Annotated in this window: 14 protein-coding genes; 8 read left to right on the top strand and 6 right to left on the bottom strand. The window is 71.0% G+C overall.

Features of this window, described 5'->3' with window-relative positions:
* Nucleotides 1-16 precede the first annotated feature (16 nt).
* Both J2853_RS17295 and J2853_RS17290 read left to right on the top strand, forming a co-directional pair.
* On the top strand, nucleotides 17-1,150 hold the full coding sequence (locus tag J2853_RS17295; RefSeq protein WP_307559157.1) for an LLM class flavin-dependent oxidoreductase: 1,134 nt from the start codon (nucleotides 17-19) through the stop codon (nucleotides 1,148-1,150).
* Nucleotides 1,147-2,268, top strand: a complete 1,122-nt coding sequence (locus J2853_RS17290; protein WP_307559155.1) for an MsnO8 family LLM class oxidoreductase — start codon at nucleotides 1,147-1,149, stop codon at nucleotides 2,266-2,268. The genes J2853_RS17295 and J2853_RS17290 overlap by 4 nt, the downstream gene beginning before the upstream one ends.
* Before the next feature lie 305 nt (nucleotides 2,269-2,573).
* Here the strand turns inward: J2853_RS17290 and J2853_RS17285 are convergent, their stop codons facing one another.
* On the bottom strand, nucleotides 2,574-2,999 hold the full coding sequence (locus tag J2853_RS17285) for a hemerythrin domain-containing protein (RefSeq protein WP_307559153.1): 426 nt from the start codon (nucleotides 2,997-2,999) through the stop codon (nucleotides 2,574-2,576).
* Complete coding sequence (locus J2853_RS17280; protein WP_307559151.1) at nucleotides 2,996-4,345, bottom strand: MFS transporter; 1,350 nt, start codon at nucleotides 4,343-4,345, stop codon at nucleotides 2,996-2,998. The genes J2853_RS17285 and J2853_RS17280 overlap by 4 nt, the downstream gene beginning before the upstream one ends.
* A 22-nt stretch (nucleotides 4,346-4,367) precedes the next feature.
* Here J2853_RS17280 and J2853_RS17275 point away from each other — a divergent pair, with 22 nt between their 5' ends.
* Nucleotides 4,368-5,018, top strand: coding sequence for a TetR/AcrR family transcriptional regulator (locus tag J2853_RS17275; protein WP_307559149.1), 651 nt, complete (start codon nucleotides 4,368-4,370; stop codon nucleotides 5,016-5,018).
* Between the two features lie 342 nt (nucleotides 5,019-5,360).
* On the opposite strand, the gene J2853_RS17270 is transcribed toward J2853_RS17275, so the two are convergent.
* Nucleotides 5,361-6,518: a cation:proton antiporter gene (locus J2853_RS17270; RefSeq protein WP_307559148.1), complete on the bottom strand. Its 1,158-nt coding sequence runs from the start codon at nucleotides 6,516-6,518 to the stop codon at nucleotides 5,361-5,363.
* A gap of 8 nt (nucleotides 6,519-6,526) precedes the next feature.
* Complete coding sequence (locus J2853_RS17265) at nucleotides 6,527-7,009, bottom strand: cation:proton antiporter regulatory subunit (protein WP_307559146.1); 483 nt, start codon at nucleotides 7,007-7,009, stop codon at nucleotides 6,527-6,529.
* Between the two features lie 185 nt (nucleotides 7,010-7,194).
* Here J2853_RS17265 and J2853_RS17260 point away from each other — a divergent pair, with 185 nt between their 5' ends.
* The 4 genes from J2853_RS17260 (at nucleotide 7,195) to J2853_RS17245 (ending at nucleotide 11,009) form a co-directional block, all read left to right on the top strand.
* The gene (locus tag J2853_RS17260; RefSeq protein ID WP_307559144.1) at nucleotides 7,195-8,025 is read left to right on the top strand and encodes an ABC transporter permease; all 831 of its coding nucleotides are present in this window, start codon (nucleotides 7,195-7,197) and stop codon (nucleotides 8,023-8,025) included.
* A gap of 68 nt (nucleotides 8,026-8,093) precedes the next feature.
* Nucleotides 8,094-8,804, top strand: a complete 711-nt coding sequence (locus J2853_RS17255) for an ABC transporter ATP-binding protein (RefSeq protein WP_307568704.1) — start codon at nucleotides 8,094-8,096, stop codon at nucleotides 8,802-8,804.
* Nucleotides 8,801-9,796 carry an ABC transporter substrate-binding protein gene (locus J2853_RS17250; RefSeq protein ID WP_307559142.1) on the top strand — a complete coding sequence of 332 codons (996 nt, stop codon included), beginning with the start codon at nucleotides 8,801-8,803 and terminating at the stop codon, nucleotides 9,794-9,796. Before J2853_RS17255 ends, J2853_RS17250 begins: the two co-directional genes overlap by 4 nt.
* Nucleotides 9,797-9,902: 106 nt before the next feature.
* On the top strand, nucleotides 9,903-11,009 hold the full coding sequence (locus tag J2853_RS17245) for an LLM class flavin-dependent oxidoreductase (RefSeq protein ID WP_307559140.1): 1,107 nt from the start codon (nucleotides 9,903-9,905) through the stop codon (nucleotides 11,007-11,009).
* 119 nt (nucleotides 11,010-11,128) lie between these two features.
* On the opposite strand, the gene J2853_RS17240 is transcribed toward J2853_RS17245, so the two are convergent.
* The gene (locus J2853_RS17240) at nucleotides 11,129-12,607 is read right to left on the bottom strand and encodes an MFS transporter (protein ID WP_307559138.1); all 1,479 of its coding nucleotides are present in this window, start codon (nucleotides 12,605-12,607) and stop codon (nucleotides 11,129-11,131) included.
* Nucleotides 12,608-13,140: 533 nt separating this feature from the next.
* Here J2853_RS17240 and J2853_RS17235 point away from each other — a divergent pair.
* Nucleotides 13,141-13,791, top strand: a complete 651-nt coding sequence (locus tag J2853_RS17235; RefSeq protein ID WP_307559136.1) for a LysE family translocator — start codon at nucleotides 13,141-13,143, stop codon at nucleotides 13,789-13,791.
* 98 nt (nucleotides 13,792-13,889) lie between these two features.
* On the opposite strand, the gene J2853_RS17230 is transcribed toward J2853_RS17235, so the two are convergent.
* Complete coding sequence (locus J2853_RS17230) at nucleotides 13,890-14,879, bottom strand: asparaginase (protein WP_307559134.1); 990 nt, start codon at nucleotides 14,877-14,879, stop codon at nucleotides 13,890-13,892.
* Nucleotides 14,880-15,058: the final 179 nt, after the last annotated feature.

Here is a 15,058-nt window from a genome sequence, read left to right as displayed (position 1 = left end):
CGCTCAAGGAGGTTCGATGAAATTCCTCGCCATCACCCTGATCGCGCACGGGCCGAACCCGATCACCGGCGAGCTGAAGTCCACCAACGCGCGCCTGCGCGAGGTCGTGGAGAACGCGGTCCTGGCCGAGGAGCTCGGCTTCGACGGCTACGGCGTCGGAGAGCGGCACGAGCGCCCGTTCATCTCCTCCTCCCCGCCGGTCGTGCTGAGCCACATCGCCGCCAGGACGTCCACGATCAAGCTGTTCACCGCGGTCACCACGCTGAGCCTGCTCGACCCGGTCCGCGCCTACGAGGACTACGCCACCCTCGACCACCTGTCCGACGGCCGCCTGGAGCTGATCATCGGCAAGGGGAACGGCACCGCGCAGGCCCAGCTCTTCCACGTGACCGCCGAGGACCAGTGGGACCGCAACCGGGAGGGCTACGAGCTGTTCCGCCGCCTGTGGCGGGAGGACAAGGTGACCTGGTCCGGCAGGTTCCGGCCCTCCCTGGAGGAGGCCGAGACCTGGCCGCGCCCGCTGCAGCGGCCGATCCGCGTCTGGCACGGCAGCGCCACCAGCAGGGAGTCGGTGGACCTCGCCGCGCGGTACGGTGACCCGCTCTTCTCCGCCAACGTCAGCAACCCGATCGAGCCCTACGCCGAGCTGATCCGCCACTACCGGGAACGCTGGGAGTTCTACGGCCACGATCCGGCGGACGCCCTGGTCGGCGCGGGCAGCGCGGGCTTCCACACGGCCAGGACCTCGCAGGAGGCGATCGAGACCTACCGTCCGATCTTCAACGCCCGGCTGGAGCTGTTCAGGAAGGTCGGCGTGACCCCGGTCTTCCCCACGCTGGAGGACGCGATCGAGCGCGGCTCGATCCTGGTCGGCAGCCCACAGCAGATCATCGACAAGGTCCACCGTTGTCACGCGGCGTTCGGGCACGAGGTCATGCACCTGCAGGCCGACGCGGACGGCCTGACCGACAAGCAGCACCGGGCCGGGCTCGAGCTCTTCCAGGCCGAGATCGCCCCCGTACTGCGCAGGGAGATTCCCAGCAGGCCCTTCCCCCGCCACGGGGACCCGCGGTCCGCGAGTCCGCGGCCCGCGAGCCCGCAGTCCGCAAGTCCGCAGTCCGCGAGCCCGCAGCACGGGAGGCAGTCATGACATCCCTGTCGATCCTGGACCTGGCACCCATCCCCTCCGGAGGCACGGCCGGCGACGCGCTGCGCAACACCCTGGACCTGGCCAGACGCGCGGAGGCGTTCGGCTACCACCGCTACTGGGTGGCCGAACACCACTTCGCCCCCGGCGTCGCTAGCGCGGCTCCCGCCGTGCTGATCGCCCTGGTGGCCGCGGCGACCAGCACGATCAGGGTCGGCTCGGGAGCCGTACAGCTCGGCCACCGGACCGCGCTGGCCGTCGTCGAGCAGTTCGGCCTGATCGACGCCCTGTATCCGGGCCGGATCGACCTCGGCCTCGGCCGGTCGGGCCAGCGCAGGACCGAGCTCGCGGAGCTCGCGAAGAGGACCCCGCCGCCGCCCAAGCCCGCCAGGGTCGTGGACGGACTGCTCATCCCGGAGGGGTTCTCCTTCGCCGCGCTCGCCGCGTCGCCGCTCTTCGCGCTGTACGGCTCGCTGCTGCAGCAGCCGGGTGCGGAGAGCCCCGACTTCGCCGATCAGGTGGACGACATCATCGCGCTGCTGGCCGGGACCTACCGGTCCGCCGAGGGGCTGGCCGCGCATGCCACACCGGGGGAGGGCGCGAAGCTGGAGCTGTGGGTGCTGGGCAGCAGCGGCGGGCAGAGCGCGCAGGTGGCGGGGGAGCGCGGGCTGCCGTTCGCCGCGAACTACCACGTCAGCCCGTCCACCGTGCTGGAGGCGGCCGACGCCTACCGGGCGGCCTTCAAGCCCTCGAAGACCCTGACCGCACCCCATCTGGTCGTCTCCGCCGACGTGGTCGTGGCCGAGGACGACGACACGGCCCGCGAGCTCGCCTCGCCGTACGGGCTGTGGGTGCGCAGCATCCGCACCGGCGCGGGCGCGATGCCGTTCCCGTCGCCGGAGGAGGCCGCCGCTCACGAGTGGACGGAGGAGGACCGCGCCCTGGTCGCCGACCGGCTGGACACCCAGTTCGTCGGCTCGCCGCGGACCGTCGCCGAGAGGCTGCGGGTCCTGCGCGACGTGACAGGCGCCGACGAACTGCTCGTCACCACCATCACCCACGACCACGCCGACCGGGTCCGGTCCTTCGAGCTGCTCGCCGAGGAGTGGGCGCGGAGCTGATCGCGCACCCGGGGACCACCCCGGCCGGGGCCGCTCCCCGGCCACCGTCACCGGCCGGATCATCCACGTCAACGGCGGTGTCTTCGCCACGCGATGACCGCATCCACGTCGTGGCGCCTTCGGTCCCTTTCGAGCGAGTGTGTGAGCGGCGGCGTGACGATCCGGTCCGCCGCCTCGGCGAGCGCGGCGTTTCACCCGGCACGAGCGTGAAGGGCAACGTGGCGACCCGCACCCTCGCCCGCCACTGCGCCTGACCCGCCGCCGGAGCCCGCCACAGGTCGGGCGCCGCTTGGGGCGGCGTTCGGTCAGAGGTCTTCCGGCATGTCGGTCATCTGGTTGAGCAGTGGCACGAGCTGCTCTTCCTCGTAGTCCAGGTGCCTTTCCAGCTCGCCGGTGAGCCGGTCGAGCTCGGCTGCGATCGCGTCCGCGTCGCCGGTGGCGACCAGGGCCCGTACCTGGGCCAGGAGACGTGCCACCACATGGTGTTCGCTTCGCAGCCGGGCCAGCACATCGGCCAGTTCGGGGTGCCGGTCGGCGAGGTGGGGGAACAGCACGTTGTCCTCCCCTGTGTGGTGCAGGTGCAGGGCCTCGCAGAAAGTCAGGCAGTGCTCACGGAGCCCGGTGCCGAGGCCGGTGCCGCGTGAACGCCGTAGCTCGGCGAGGTCTCCGCGGAAGCCGTCGTGGAGCTTCACCAGCTCGTCACCCCACGCGATGAGCCGTTCGGACGTCATGCCATCTCCTTGGTCAGTACATCGGGGACGCGGGCCGGCGCGCCGTGCGCGTAGCCGAAGACGGCCGAGACCAGGGCCGCGACCGCCGAGGCGGCGAAGCTCCATCCCGGGCCCGAGCCGGAGAGCAAGGCCGCGGTCACCGCGCCGGCCAGGCTGCTGCCGACGACTCTGACCAGCGCGTTCACGCCGCCTGCGGCTGCTGTCTTGGCCGGTTCGACGTGCTCGACCGACATGGTGCCGAGCGCCGCGTACCCGAGGCCGATGCCGACGCCGAGCACGGCCGCCGCGCCGTACAGGTCGGCGGAGCCGCCATGCGAGAGGCTCAGCCAGAGCGTGGCGGCGGCCACCAGCAGGGAGCCGGTGCCGACCATGGAGGAGGAGGAGAACCTGCGCATCAACCGGCCCGCCGACAGCGAGACCATCAGCATGAGCAGCGCGGTCGGCAGCAGGTACAGGCCGACCTGGAGCACCGAGGCGCCCAACACCTGCTGCGCCACGGACGACAGCGTGGTGATCGCGGCGAACAGGGCGAAGCCGAGCAGCATCGAAGCGACCGTCGCGCCGACCGTCCCCCTGTGCAGGAGCATCGGGATCTCGATCAGCGGTGACGCGGTGCGGCGGGCGGTCACCACCCAGACGGCGGCCAGCGCGACGGCGGCCCCGAGCAGCCCGAGTGTGCCCGGCGAGGTCCAGCCCCAGGCCGTGCCCTTGCTGATGGCCAGCAGCAGGCAGATCAGCCAGGCGGCCACCAGCGCCGCGCCCACCAGGTCGGGACGGCCGCCGGGCGAGCTGCGCGCGGGCTCGCGCACGACGACCGCGACCAGGGCGAACGCCGCCGCGCCGAGCCCGGCCAGGATCCAGAACAGCGCCTGGTAGGTGCCGCCGACCAGCCCGGCGAGGATCATGCCCGCGCCGCTGCCGACGCCCATCATGGCGCTCAGCACGCCGATGGCCGTGGGCAGGCGGTCCCTGGGCACGGACTGCCTGGCGATGCCCATGGCCAGCGGCAGCAGGGGAGCGGCCATGCCCTGCAGCACCCGGCCGGCGATGAGAAGGGGAAGCGTGGTGGCCACGGCGCTGAGCAGCGACCCGGCCACCAGCAGGGCGAGCGCCACCAGTGCCACGGGATGTCTGCCGTACAGGTCGCCGAGGCGCGACAGCAGGGGGATGGAGACCGCGCCCGAGAGCAGCGCGGCGGTGAGGGTCCAGGAGACGGAGGTCAGCGGCGTGTGGAGCCGCTGCTGGAGGACGGGGAGCATCGGCACCATGGCCGTCATCTGCAGCGTTCCGACGGCCACGGCGAAGGCGAGTACGCCCATGGCCGGCCAGGGGGACTTTTTATACATGTATAGAAAGTAACATGGCGGTATGTCAGCTCGCACGGGACGGCCCCCGAAGATCTCCAAGGCCGAGATCGTGTCCGCGGCGCACCGGATCGTTGACGCGGAAGGCCCCGAGGGCCTGTCCATGCGCAGGCTGGGCCGAGAGATGGGCACCACCGCGATGGCTCTCTACCACCACGTGCGCGACAAGGAGGAACTGCTCCGGTTGCTCCTCGACGACTACGCCGCCGGACTGCCGAAGCCCGAGCTTCCCGAAGATCCCGCCGAGCGCATCGTGGCCGCCGCCGCGGCCATGCGTGACGCGGTGTCCGGGCGTCCGTGGATCGTGGACGTGCTCAGGGCCGACGACCTGTTCTCCATCCGAGCGCTGTGGTACCCGGAGACGATCATCGACGCGGCGGTCCGCGCCGGGCTCGGCACCGAAGCCGCCGTGGACGCGTACCGGATCATCTGGCACTACACGGGTGGCGAGATCGCCGCGCGGGCCTCCGCGGCGCGACGACGCCAGGACGACAGACCGACCTACCGCAGCCGGACCTTCGTCGACCTTGACGCCGAGGAACTGCCGCACCTGGCGGCGCTGGGCCCCAGGTGGGAGGAGCTGGCCGCGCGTGACACCTACGACAAGGGCGTGCGTGCCCTTGTGAAAGGCCTGCTGGAAGGGGCCGCTTCGTGATGCCCGGAGCACGAGCGTGGTCGGAGCGGGGAGACCGGGCCTCTGTGTGAGCGGAACCGACTGTGCGAGCGGAACCGACGGACCGGCCGACCCGGCTCCAACGGAGCTGCCCACGCCTCAGCGAGGCCTCACCGGACTTCGGCGCCGTCCGCCGTCACGCACGCGAACCCGAACCCGTCAACCGGCTCGGCCACTCCACCCGGCATCGACCCCCAGCGTCCCCACGCTGATCATCCTTCAGGGAACCGGACCCATCGGACGGAAGGGTTGAGCCGGACGTGGCACGGTCGCTGGAAGCCTGGGTCCGGAATCGGAAGAGATCCCCCGCACCGGACAGCGAGGTCAGGCGCGTTTGGCGATGGCGGTGATGAAGGGCTGGACGAGCCGGGCGGCCAGCGGGCCGAACGCGGCGAGAATGAGGACGTAGGCGGCGGCCAGCGGGCCCAGATCGGGGTGGACCCCGGCGGTCACCGCGAGTCCGGCGATCACGATGTTGAACTCGCCGCGGGGGATGAGCGCGATTCCGGCCCGCGCGCGCCCGGCCTTGGCGATGCCCGCCCGGCGGGCGGCGTACGCACCGGTGAGCAGCTTTGTGATCATGCTGATCACGGCGAGCAGTACGGCCAGCCCGGCGACCGGGAGGATCTTGGTGGGGTCGGTCTGCAGTCCGAAGAACACGAAGAACACCGCGGCGAACAGGTCCCGGAGCGGGGTCAGCAGCGCCTGGGCGTCCTCGGCGAGTTTCCCCGACAGCGCGATGCCGACGAGGAACGCGCCGACGGCGGCCGAGACCTGGAGCTGCTGGGCCACCCCGGCGACCAGAAGCGCGAGGCCGACGACCTTCAGCAGCAGCACCTCGTTGTTGGGGCTGGACACGAACGCCTCGATGAACCTGCCGTAGCGGAGCGCGACCAGCAGCACCACGCTGACCGTGGCCAGCGCGATCGCCACGGTGACCGCGCCGCTGGCGAAGCTCAGCCCGGCCAGCACGGCCGTGAGGATGGGCAGGTAGATCGCCATGGTCAGGTCTTCGAAGACCAGCAGCGACAGCACCACCGGGGTTTCCCGGTTGCCGATCCACCCCAGGTCGGACAGGACCTTGGCGGTGATGCCCGAGGAGGTCGCGTAGGTGACCCCCGCCATGGCGAGGGCGGCGACCGGCCCCCAGCCGAGCAGCAGCGCGGCGATCGCGCCGGGTGCCGCGTTGAGCACCAGGTCGACGATCCCGGCCCGGGCGTTGCCCTTCAGGCTGGTCACGAGCTCGTCGGCGTTGTACTCCAGGCCGAGCGTGAGCAACAGCAGGATGACGCCGAGTTCGGCGCCGACCGAGATGAACTCCTCGCTGGTGGCCAGGGGCATGATGCCGCCCGTGCCGAAGGCCAGGCCGGCGATCAGGTAGAGGGGGATGGGGGAGATGCCGACGCGTAACGCCAGCGCGCCCAGGATGCCGAGCCCGAGCAGGACAGCACCGAGCTCCAGGAAAAGAATTGCGATGTGCACCCGATGCCCTACCCGTGGGCCAGGATGTCGGAGACGGCGGAGGTGCTCTCCGGGCTGCCCACCACGACCACCACGTCGCCGTCGGCCAGCTCGAAGTCGGGGGCGGGGCTGGCGACCACCTGGCCCTCGCGTACCACGGCCACGATGGACGCGCCGGTGCGGGTGCGGACGCGCGCGTCACCCATCGGCCGTCCGGCGTACGGGGTGCCGGGCAGGATAGGCAGCTGGAGGCTGACCAACCCCTCGACCTCCCGGTGCAGGGCGTTCAGACGCTGGACGATGCGGGGGGCGCCGAGCAACTCGACGAGCGCGTCGGCCTCCTCGTCGTTCAGCTTGACGGTCTCGCACGCGCGGTCGGGATCGGCCGAGTCGTATATCACCAGGTCGCGACGGCCCGTGCGGTGAGAGACGATCCCGATTCGCCGGCCAGACCGCGTCGTGAACTCGTGCCGCAGTCCGATTCCCGGCAACGCCGTCTGTTCGACCTCCACGGTGCTGACCCTCCACCTGTGCATACATATGGGGCTTTTATTTGAATCTACCAACTATCTGACAGGTTGGGGCGGTGTCGGGCGGCATGCGATGATCTATATAACATGTATTTCCGATTGACTTTGTGGGTTATATGTCTGACGATGGGTTGTGACCCAGTCTCCAGCCGTGAATGAGGTCTCTCGTGTCCGCTCCCGTCATCGACGTGGGGGTGCGGAGCCGGGCCGTACGGGCGCGTCCACGCGTTCCCCGGCCGCTCGCCGCCGCTTGGCAGCGCATGCTCAGCCCGCTGGTCATCGTCGTCGTCTGGCAGATCGCCAGCAGCGCCGGCCTGCTCCCCGAACGTCTCCTCGCCTCACCGGTAAAGATCGTCACCACCGCCGCCGACCTGATCCAGGCGGGTGTCCTGCCCTCGGCGATCGCGACCTCGCTGCAACGCGTGGCGATCGGCTTCACCCTCGGCGCGCTGGCCGGGATCGGCCTGGCGCTGATCGCCGGGCTCAGCCGGGTGGGGGAGAACACGGTCGACCCGCTGCTGCAGATGCTGCGGGCGCTGCCGCTGTTCGGCCTGATCCCGCTGTTCATCCTCTGGTTCGGGATCGGCGAGACGCCGAAGGTGGCGCTGGTCGCCCTCGGCGTGGTCTTCCCGCTCTACCTCAACACCTTCGCCGGGATCCGCGGAGTGGACGGCAAGCTCGCCGAGCTGTCCCAGGTGCTGCGGCTGCGCCGCTCGGCGATGATCGCCCACATCGTCCTGCCCGGCGCGCTGCCCCAGACCCTCGTCGGCCTGCGGCAGAGCCTGGGCGTCGCCTGGCTGGCGCTGATCGTGGCGGAACAGATCAACGCGGACGCCGGCCTCGGCTACATGATCAACGATGCCCGTGAGTTTCTGCGCACCGATGTGATCGTCGTCGGCCTGATCGTCTATGCGATCTTCGGCCTGCTCACCGACGCGCTGGTGCGCCTACTGGAGAGGAGGGCCCTGTCGTGGCGACGGAGCTTCCTGTCATCGTGACCTCGGACCTCGGGACGGCCACCTCGGGTTCCGAGACCGCCGCGCCCCGGGATTCCAGAAGGGCCGCGATCCCGGCGCCGACGGTGAGGGTGAACGGCCTCACCCGGACCTTCGGCGAGCGGCGGGTTCTCGACGGCGTCGATCTGGAGATCCGCCGGGGAGAGTTCGTCGCCCTGCTCGGCCGGAGCGGTTCGGGCAAGTCCACGCTGCTGCGGGTGCTCGCGGGGCTCGACCCCGGGGCGAAGGGCGAGGCCGAGGTCGACGGCACCGTCGCGGTGGCCTTCCAGGAACCCCGGCTGGTGCCGTGGAAACGGGTCCTGGCCAACGTCGCGCTCGGGCTGCGGACCCCCGACCCGCACGCCGCCGCGCTGGCGGCGCTGGAGGAGGTCGGGCTCGGCGAGTTGCACGGCGCCTGGCCGCTCACCCTGTCCGGAGGAGAGGCCCAGCGGGCCTCTCTGGCCAGGGCACTGGTCCGCGAGCCCGACCTGCTCCTGCTGGACGAGCCGTTCAGCGCCCTGGACGCGCTGACCCGCATCACCATCCACCGGCTCGTGCTCGATCTCTGGACACGGCACGGTCCCGGCATCCTGCTCGTCACCCACGACGTGGACGAGGCCATGCTCCTGGCCGACCGCATCCTGGTGCTCGACCGGGGCGTGATCGCCCACGAGTCCAGGGTGGACCTGCCCCGGCCTCGCCACCGCGATCATCGAGATCTCATCGCCCTGCGCTCGACCCTGCTCACCAGGCTCGGCGTCACCCCGGAGGGAACAACGTGAAACGCCGTGTCGCCATTCTGATGGCCGCCCTGCTCCTCACCGTCACGGCCGCCTGCGGCGGAGGCGAGGAGCAGGCCGTACGAGCGGACGGCTCGGTCGACCTCTCCCAGGTGACGCTCCGGGTCGGGGACCAGAAGGGGACGGGGCTGCAGGCGCTCCTCACCGCGGCGGGACAGCTCAAAGACGTCAAATACAAGGTCACCTGGGCCCAGTTCACCTCCGGGCCGCCGATCCTGGAGGCCATCAACGCCGGTTCCCTGGACTTCGGCGCGGTCGGCAACTCCCCGCCGGTCTTCGCCGCCGCCGCGGGATCGAAGATCTCCATCGTCGCGGTCTCGGAGAAGGGCATCGGCGGCCAGGCCATCGTCGTCCCGGCCGATTCGCCGATCAAGACTCCCGCCGACCTGCGGGGCAAGCGCGTCGCCGTGGCCAAGGGCAGCTCCGCCAACTTCCACCTGCTGGCCGTACTCAAGAAGGAGGGGTTGACCTTCGCCGACATCCAGCCGCAGTATCTCCAGCCCCCGGACGCCCTGGCCGCGCTCTCCTCGGGCAAGATCGACGCCTGGGCCATCTGGGATCCCTACACCGCCCAGGCCGAGGCCCAGACCAAGGCGCGCATCCTGGTCGACGGCGAGGGCTACGCCAACGGATTCGAGTTCCAGATCGCCGGCCAGGACGCCCTCGCCGACCCGGCCCGCTCGGCGGCGCTGGGCGACTGGGTGGCGCGCATCCGCAAAGCCCACGAGTGGGCCAACGGCCACAAGGAGGAGTGGGCGAAGGTCTTCTCCCAGCTCACCGGTGTGGACCAGGCGGTCGTCTCCGTGGCGATCGACCGCGGCCAGTTCAAGGACCTCAAGCTCGCAGGGGACGTCGTCGCCCGCGAGCAGCTCGTGGCCGACGCGTTCAGCGAGGCCAAGCTCATCCCCGTCCCCGTCAAGATCGCCGACGTGGTCGACACCCGGTATGACGCGGCCCTGGAGAGCACCCCGTGACGCTTCCCTCGCGGCCGGGGAGCCTTCGGGCGACCGGCCCCGATGAGGCCGCCGGAACGCCCACCTCGCGGTTCGGGCCGGAGACCATTCATATTGGAGGCATTCGATGAAATTCCACTGGTTCCTGCCCACCTCCGGCGACAGCCGGGTCCTCACCGGTGGCGGACCCGGCCTCCTGCGAAGGTACGGGCGCTCCGAGTCGGCCCCGTTCCGGCCGCCGGACATCGAATACCTGGCGCAGATCGCCCGTTCGGCCGAGCAGCTCGGCTTCGAGGCCGTCCTCACCCCGACCGGCACCTGGTGCGAGGACGCGTGGCTGGTCACCGCCGCGCTGACCCGTGAGACGGAACGGCTGAAGTTCCTCGTCGCGTTCCGGCCCGGCTTCATGTCGCCGACCCTGGCAGCGCAGATGGCCGCCACCTACCAGCGGATCTCGCGTGGCAGGCTCCTGCTCAACGTGGTGACCGGCGGGGAGACGGCCGAGCAGGCCAGGTTCGGCGACCACCTCTCCAAGGACGAGCGTTACGCGCGGACCGACGAGTTCCTGTCGATCGTGCGCGGAGCGTGGAGCGGCACGCCGTACGACTTCACCGGCAGGCATTACCAGGTCGACGGCGCGATGGTCGCGGAGGTGCCCGAGCTCGTCCCGGAGATCTACTTCGGCGGTTCCTCGCAGGCCGCGGGGCCGGTCGCGGCCAAGCACGTGGACGTCTACCTGACCTGGGGCGAGCCCCCGGACCAGGTGGCCGAGAAGATCAAGTGGATCCGCGGGCTGGCCGAGGAGAAAGGGCGCGAGATCCGGTTCGGCATCCGGCTGCACGTGATCACCCGTGACACCGAGCGGGACGCCTGGGCGGAGGCGGAACGGCTGCTGGCCGCGCTCGACCCGGCGGACATCGTGTCGGCCAGGAAGACGCTGGGCCGCAGCGAGTCGGTCGGGCAGAAGCGGATGCTGGAGCTGCACGAGGGCTTCGCCGGCGGTACGGCCCGCGATCTGGAGATCTACCCGAACCTCTGGGCCGGGGTCGGCCTCATCCGCGGCGGCGCCGGCACGGCGCTGGTCGGCAGCCACTCCCAGGTCGCCGAGCGGATCGAGGAGTACGCCTCGCTCGGCATCGAGGAGTTCATCCTGTCCGGCTACCCCCACCTGGAGGAGGCGTACTGGTTCGGCGAGGGCGTGCTTCCCCGGGTGGCCAAGCCCGCGCTGAGGTGATCGGGGTGGTGACACACCCCGCGCGGGTGCAGAGGTGATCGTGGTGGTCGTCACCCGGACACGACCCGGCCGTGGCCCGCGTGAGGCCCGCGCCGGGAGGAGTCCCGGCGCCCGTCCGCTCAGCGGTGGGTGAACCGGCGGGCGATGCGGCGGCCGATCTTGTTGTCGGCGGTCACGTCGACGAGGGCGACGACCAGAGCCACCAGTACGAAGGCGATGGTGATCAGCAGCCCGTGCCGGAACGCCAGGGCGTAGTCTCCGTTCGACGAGGCAGTCGTGAAGAACACCGAGCCGACCGCCGCGATGCCGATGGAGGAGCCGATCCGCTGCCCCGTCTGCAGGACGCCGCCGGCGGTGCCGGCCCCGGCGACCGGCACCTCGGACAGGGTCAGGGTCTGGTTCGGGGAGATCACCAGGCCGCTGCCCAGGCCCGCGGCGAGGAGCGGCACCGCGATCGCCCAGCCCACGTGCTGGCCGGGGATCAGCCGCACCATGAACTCCGTGACGGCCAGCGAGACGGCGACCAGCACCAGCCCCCACACCACCAGCGGGCGGCCGAGCCGGGTGATGATCCGGCCGCCCAGTACGGAGGTCACGGCCGATCCCACCGCGAACGACGTGGTCGCCAGACCCGCCTCCAGGGCCGAGTAGTGCAGGCCGTTCTGCAGGTACAGGGTGAGAATGAAGAAGATCGCGGTGAAACCGGCGAAGTAGAGTGCCGCGAGCAGGGCGCCGAGAGCGTACGAGCGCCTGCCGAACAGGGACAGGTCGACGACCGGCCGGTTATGCCGTCCGTACCGGCGTTCCCAGATCACGAAGCCGGCGATCACGGCGAGTCCGGCGGGCGGCAGCAGCCACCGCTCGGGGCTGTGCCACTGCTGGCCCTCCACGAGCGGCAGCAATATCAGCACGACGCCGACGGCGAGCAGCAGCACGCCCACGGGGTCGATGCTCTCCCGTTTCCGTTTCTCCGCTTTCACCAGCGGGATGTAGCGGTATGCCAGGGCCACGGCCAGGATGCCGATCGGCACGTTGACGTAGAAGACGAGGCGCCACCCCTGCTGCTCACCGCCGAGAAAGATGAGCAGCCCGCCGAGCAGCGGTCCGATCGCGGTCGAGATGCCGATGGTGGCGCCCAGCAGGCCGAAGGCCCGGCCTCGCTCCGAACCCCGGAAAAGCTGCTGGATCAGGCCGCTGACCTGCGGATTGATCATCCCGCCGGCCACCCCCTGGACGAGGCGCGCGAGGACCAGCCAGACGGGGTCCTGGGCGATCCCGGCCGCCGCGCTGGTCAGGGTGAAGAGGACGACGCCGAAGATGAACGCGTTGCGCCGGCCGTACATGTCGCCGAACCGGCCGGAGGGCACCAGCACCAGCCCGAAGGCCAGGGCGTACCCGGACACCACCCACTGCAGCGTGCTCTGCGGGGCGTCCAGGCCGGTACGGATGGTGGGAAGCGCCACGTTGACGATGCTGACGTCCAGCAACGTCATGAAACCGGCGACCAGGCAGACGGTCAGCGCCTTCCATCGACGAGGGTCCGCACCCTCCTGACCGTATGTGGCCGGAGCCTCGCCCGGCTGGGCACCGGCGCTCATCCGGCGGTGCACCGGCGCGGCGCACCGGTCCACGTGCCCTGCCGCGCCGAAGCGACCGAAGGGGCTGGAATGGCGGGAGCGACCGGAACGGTCGAAGGGGCCGGGCGGCCCGCGTGCCCGACCGCGACGCCCGCGTCTCGGTCCAGGCGGCCCGGCTCCGCGTGCTTCGAGCTTCCCCGTGGCACGGGCAGTCGGCTGAGGACCGGCATGACCGCCTCCTTCCGCACTTCCGGTGGGACTTCGCGCCATAACAGGCGCATATCTACCCCTTTTGGACATACAAATCATATGTTGGAGGCAAATCGGGCCAATCACGAGCCGGGTCCCCCCGGCCGGAGGAGCGATGAGGTCACGGCCACCGGCGATCACAGCCGGGACGAGGCGCCGATCGCTCCGGCTCGTCGCCCGCCGTACCGCCGACGGAGAACGGCGTGGTGACGTCCTCGCACGTCAGGCGGGCGGGGGCCGCGAGAGACTCTCACGCCGAGAAAAACGGTTGTGGCGGAACGACGGGCTCAAGCATGATCCAGGTCATGGATCTCGTCGCGTCTCTGCCTGCCTTTGTCCTCGCCGTCGTCCTGATCTCGGCATCACCGGGTCCCGCGATGGCGTTGATCTTACGCCGTGCTGCGCTGCACGGTTTCAGGGGAGCGGTGCCGACGGTGCTGGGCCTGGAGGCCGGCCTGTACGCCTGGGCGTTGTTCGCCGCCGCCGGTCTGGCGGCTCTGGTGGCCGCCTCGGAGGTGGCCTTCCTCGTTCTCCGCGTGGTCGGTGCGGGCTTCCTGCTCTACCTCGGGCTGAAGTCGTGGCGCGCCGTGTGGCGGAGCAGGAGGAGCGGGACGACGCCGGAGCTCGCCGAGGACGCGCTGTCCGGCCCCGAGCGGAGCTGGTGGGGAGCCTTCGGCGAGGGAGCCCTCGTGATGCTCGCGAACCCGAAGGCCGCAGCCTTCATGATCGCTTTCTACCCCCAGTTCGTGCCGGCCGACCGGCCGCTGTTCTCCACCACCGCGCTCCTCGCGCTGCTGCAGGTGGCTGTCGAGATCGCCTTGTACCTTGCCCTGGCGGCGGTGGTCGGACGCGCCGGAGCGTGGTTCCGCCGGTCCGTGGTCCGCCGCCGTCTGGAAGCGGTCAGCGGCGCCGTTCTCATCACCCTGGGCCTGCGCATGGCCGCCGAGACCCGCTAGCCCCGTTCTCCGCACATCGGCGATCCTCACCGGAGGCCCGCGAGCGCCACGCCCGCGCGGCCTCCTGACACGACCCTCGCGACGGCAGGGCCCGCCGGTCACGCGCGGACGGCCCCCGCTCTGGAGACCGTCTCGACGATCTCGTCCCAGGACGCGCCCGCGGTCAGCAGGACGGTGAGCAGGATGCGCGCCTTGTACGGATGAAGGAAACCCGCGCCGGTCAGCCCCCGGGCGAGGAGATCGCTCTCGGAACCGGGGTAGCCGTAGGTGCGGGAGAGCACGGATCCGGCGCCGGTGCGCGAGGCGAGCAGGACGGGCATGCGCCCGGCGAGCTCGGTCAGCGCGTCGAGGTAGCTTTCGGGCACGTGGCCGACCCCCATCGCGGCGACCACCAGGCCGTCGGCGCGGTCCGCGACCGCCCGCAGGATCTCCCCGTCGTCGCCGAGGGTCGCGGTGACGAGGGCGACCCGGCGGAAGCCCGCCTCCGGTGCGAGCCGTACGGTGACCCGCTCGCCCGGAGCGGAGAGGAACCGCGCCCTGCCCTCGACGAGGTGGCCGAGCGCGCCGCCGTTGGGAGAGGCGAAGGTGGCGACGCTGGTGCTGTGGGTCTTGCGGACCCGGCAGGCGGCGTGGATCTCGTCGGCGAACACCACCAGGCAGCCGCGCCCGTGTGCGGCGGGATCGGCCGCCACCTCGATCGCGGCGAGCACGTTGGCCGGGCCGTCGGCGCCGGCCATGGTGGGATTGCGCATGGCTCCGGTCACCACCAGCGGGGTCCGGCCGGTGTGGAGCAGATCGAGGAGGTAGGCCGTCTCCTCGATGGTGTCGGTTCCCTGGGTGATCACGACGCCGTCCGCGTCGCAGTCGCCGATCGCGTTCGCCAGGCTCCTGAGGTCGTCGAAGCTCAGGGAGGCGCCGGGAAGCCGGCGGAAGTCTCGCGCCTCGATCTCGACGTCGAGATCGGCGAGTCCGGGCACCCCGGCCAGGAGCTGCTCGCCCGTCAGCGTGGGCTGGACGCCGCCACCCTGGGCGCCGGGGGTCATGGCGATCGTGCCACCGAGCGAGAAGAGCGCGATGCGGGCGGACACGACCACTCCTTTCGACGTCGACGATCGTAGGCGGAGCCTAACGGGGGCCGCCTCGCGCTCTTCCTCCGGGGCCGACGGCCGATTCCGCGACGGGGCGGGGCGGGCGACGAAACTCTCCCTTTTCCCTTTCGAATCGCAGCGCCTCACGACGCGATCCGTTCCTTGTGCGGTCCATGGAA

Source organism: Streptosporangium lutulentum (genome assembly GCF_030811455.1).
Classification (GTDB): domain Bacteria; phylum Actinomycetota; class Actinomycetes; order Streptosporangiales; family Streptosporangiaceae; genus Streptosporangium; species Streptosporangium lutulentum.
Note: the sequence above shows the minus strand (reverse complement) of the source record. Positions and strands in the feature narration are given on the sequence as shown.

Bases quoted from the DNA above. Each gene is read 5' to 3' on its own strand.
- J2853_RS17235 (WP_307559136.1), top strand. From the start codon at position 13,141: ATGGATCTCGTCGCGTCTCTGCCTGCCTTTGTCCTCGCCGTCGTCCTG.
- J2853_RS17290 (WP_307559155.1), top strand. From the start codon at position 1,147: ATGACATCCCTGTCGATCCTGGACCTGGCACCCATCCCCTCCGGAGGC.
- J2853_RS17245 (WP_307559140.1), top strand. From the start codon at position 9,903: ATGAAATTCCACTGGTTCCTGCCCACCTCCGGCGACAGCCGGGTCCTC.
- J2853_RS17285 (WP_307559153.1), bottom strand. From the start codon at position 2,999: ATGACGTCCGAACGGCTCATCGCGTGGGGTGACGAGCTGGTGAAGCTC.
- J2853_RS17280 (WP_307559151.1), bottom strand. From the start codon at position 4,345: ATGTATAAAAAGTCCCCCTGGCCGGCCATGGGCGTACTCGCCTTCGCC.
- J2853_RS17275 (WP_307559149.1), top strand. From the start codon at position 4,368: ATGTCAGCTCGCACGGGACGGCCCCCGAAGATCTCCAAGGCCGAGATC.
- J2853_RS17295 (WP_307559157.1), top strand. From the start codon at position 17: ATGAAATTCCTCGCCATCACCCTGATCGCGCACGGGCCGAACCCGATC.
- J2853_RS17240 (WP_307559138.1), bottom strand. From the start codon at position 12,607: ATGAGCGCCGGTGCCCAGCCGGGCGAGGCTCCGGCCACATACGGTCAG.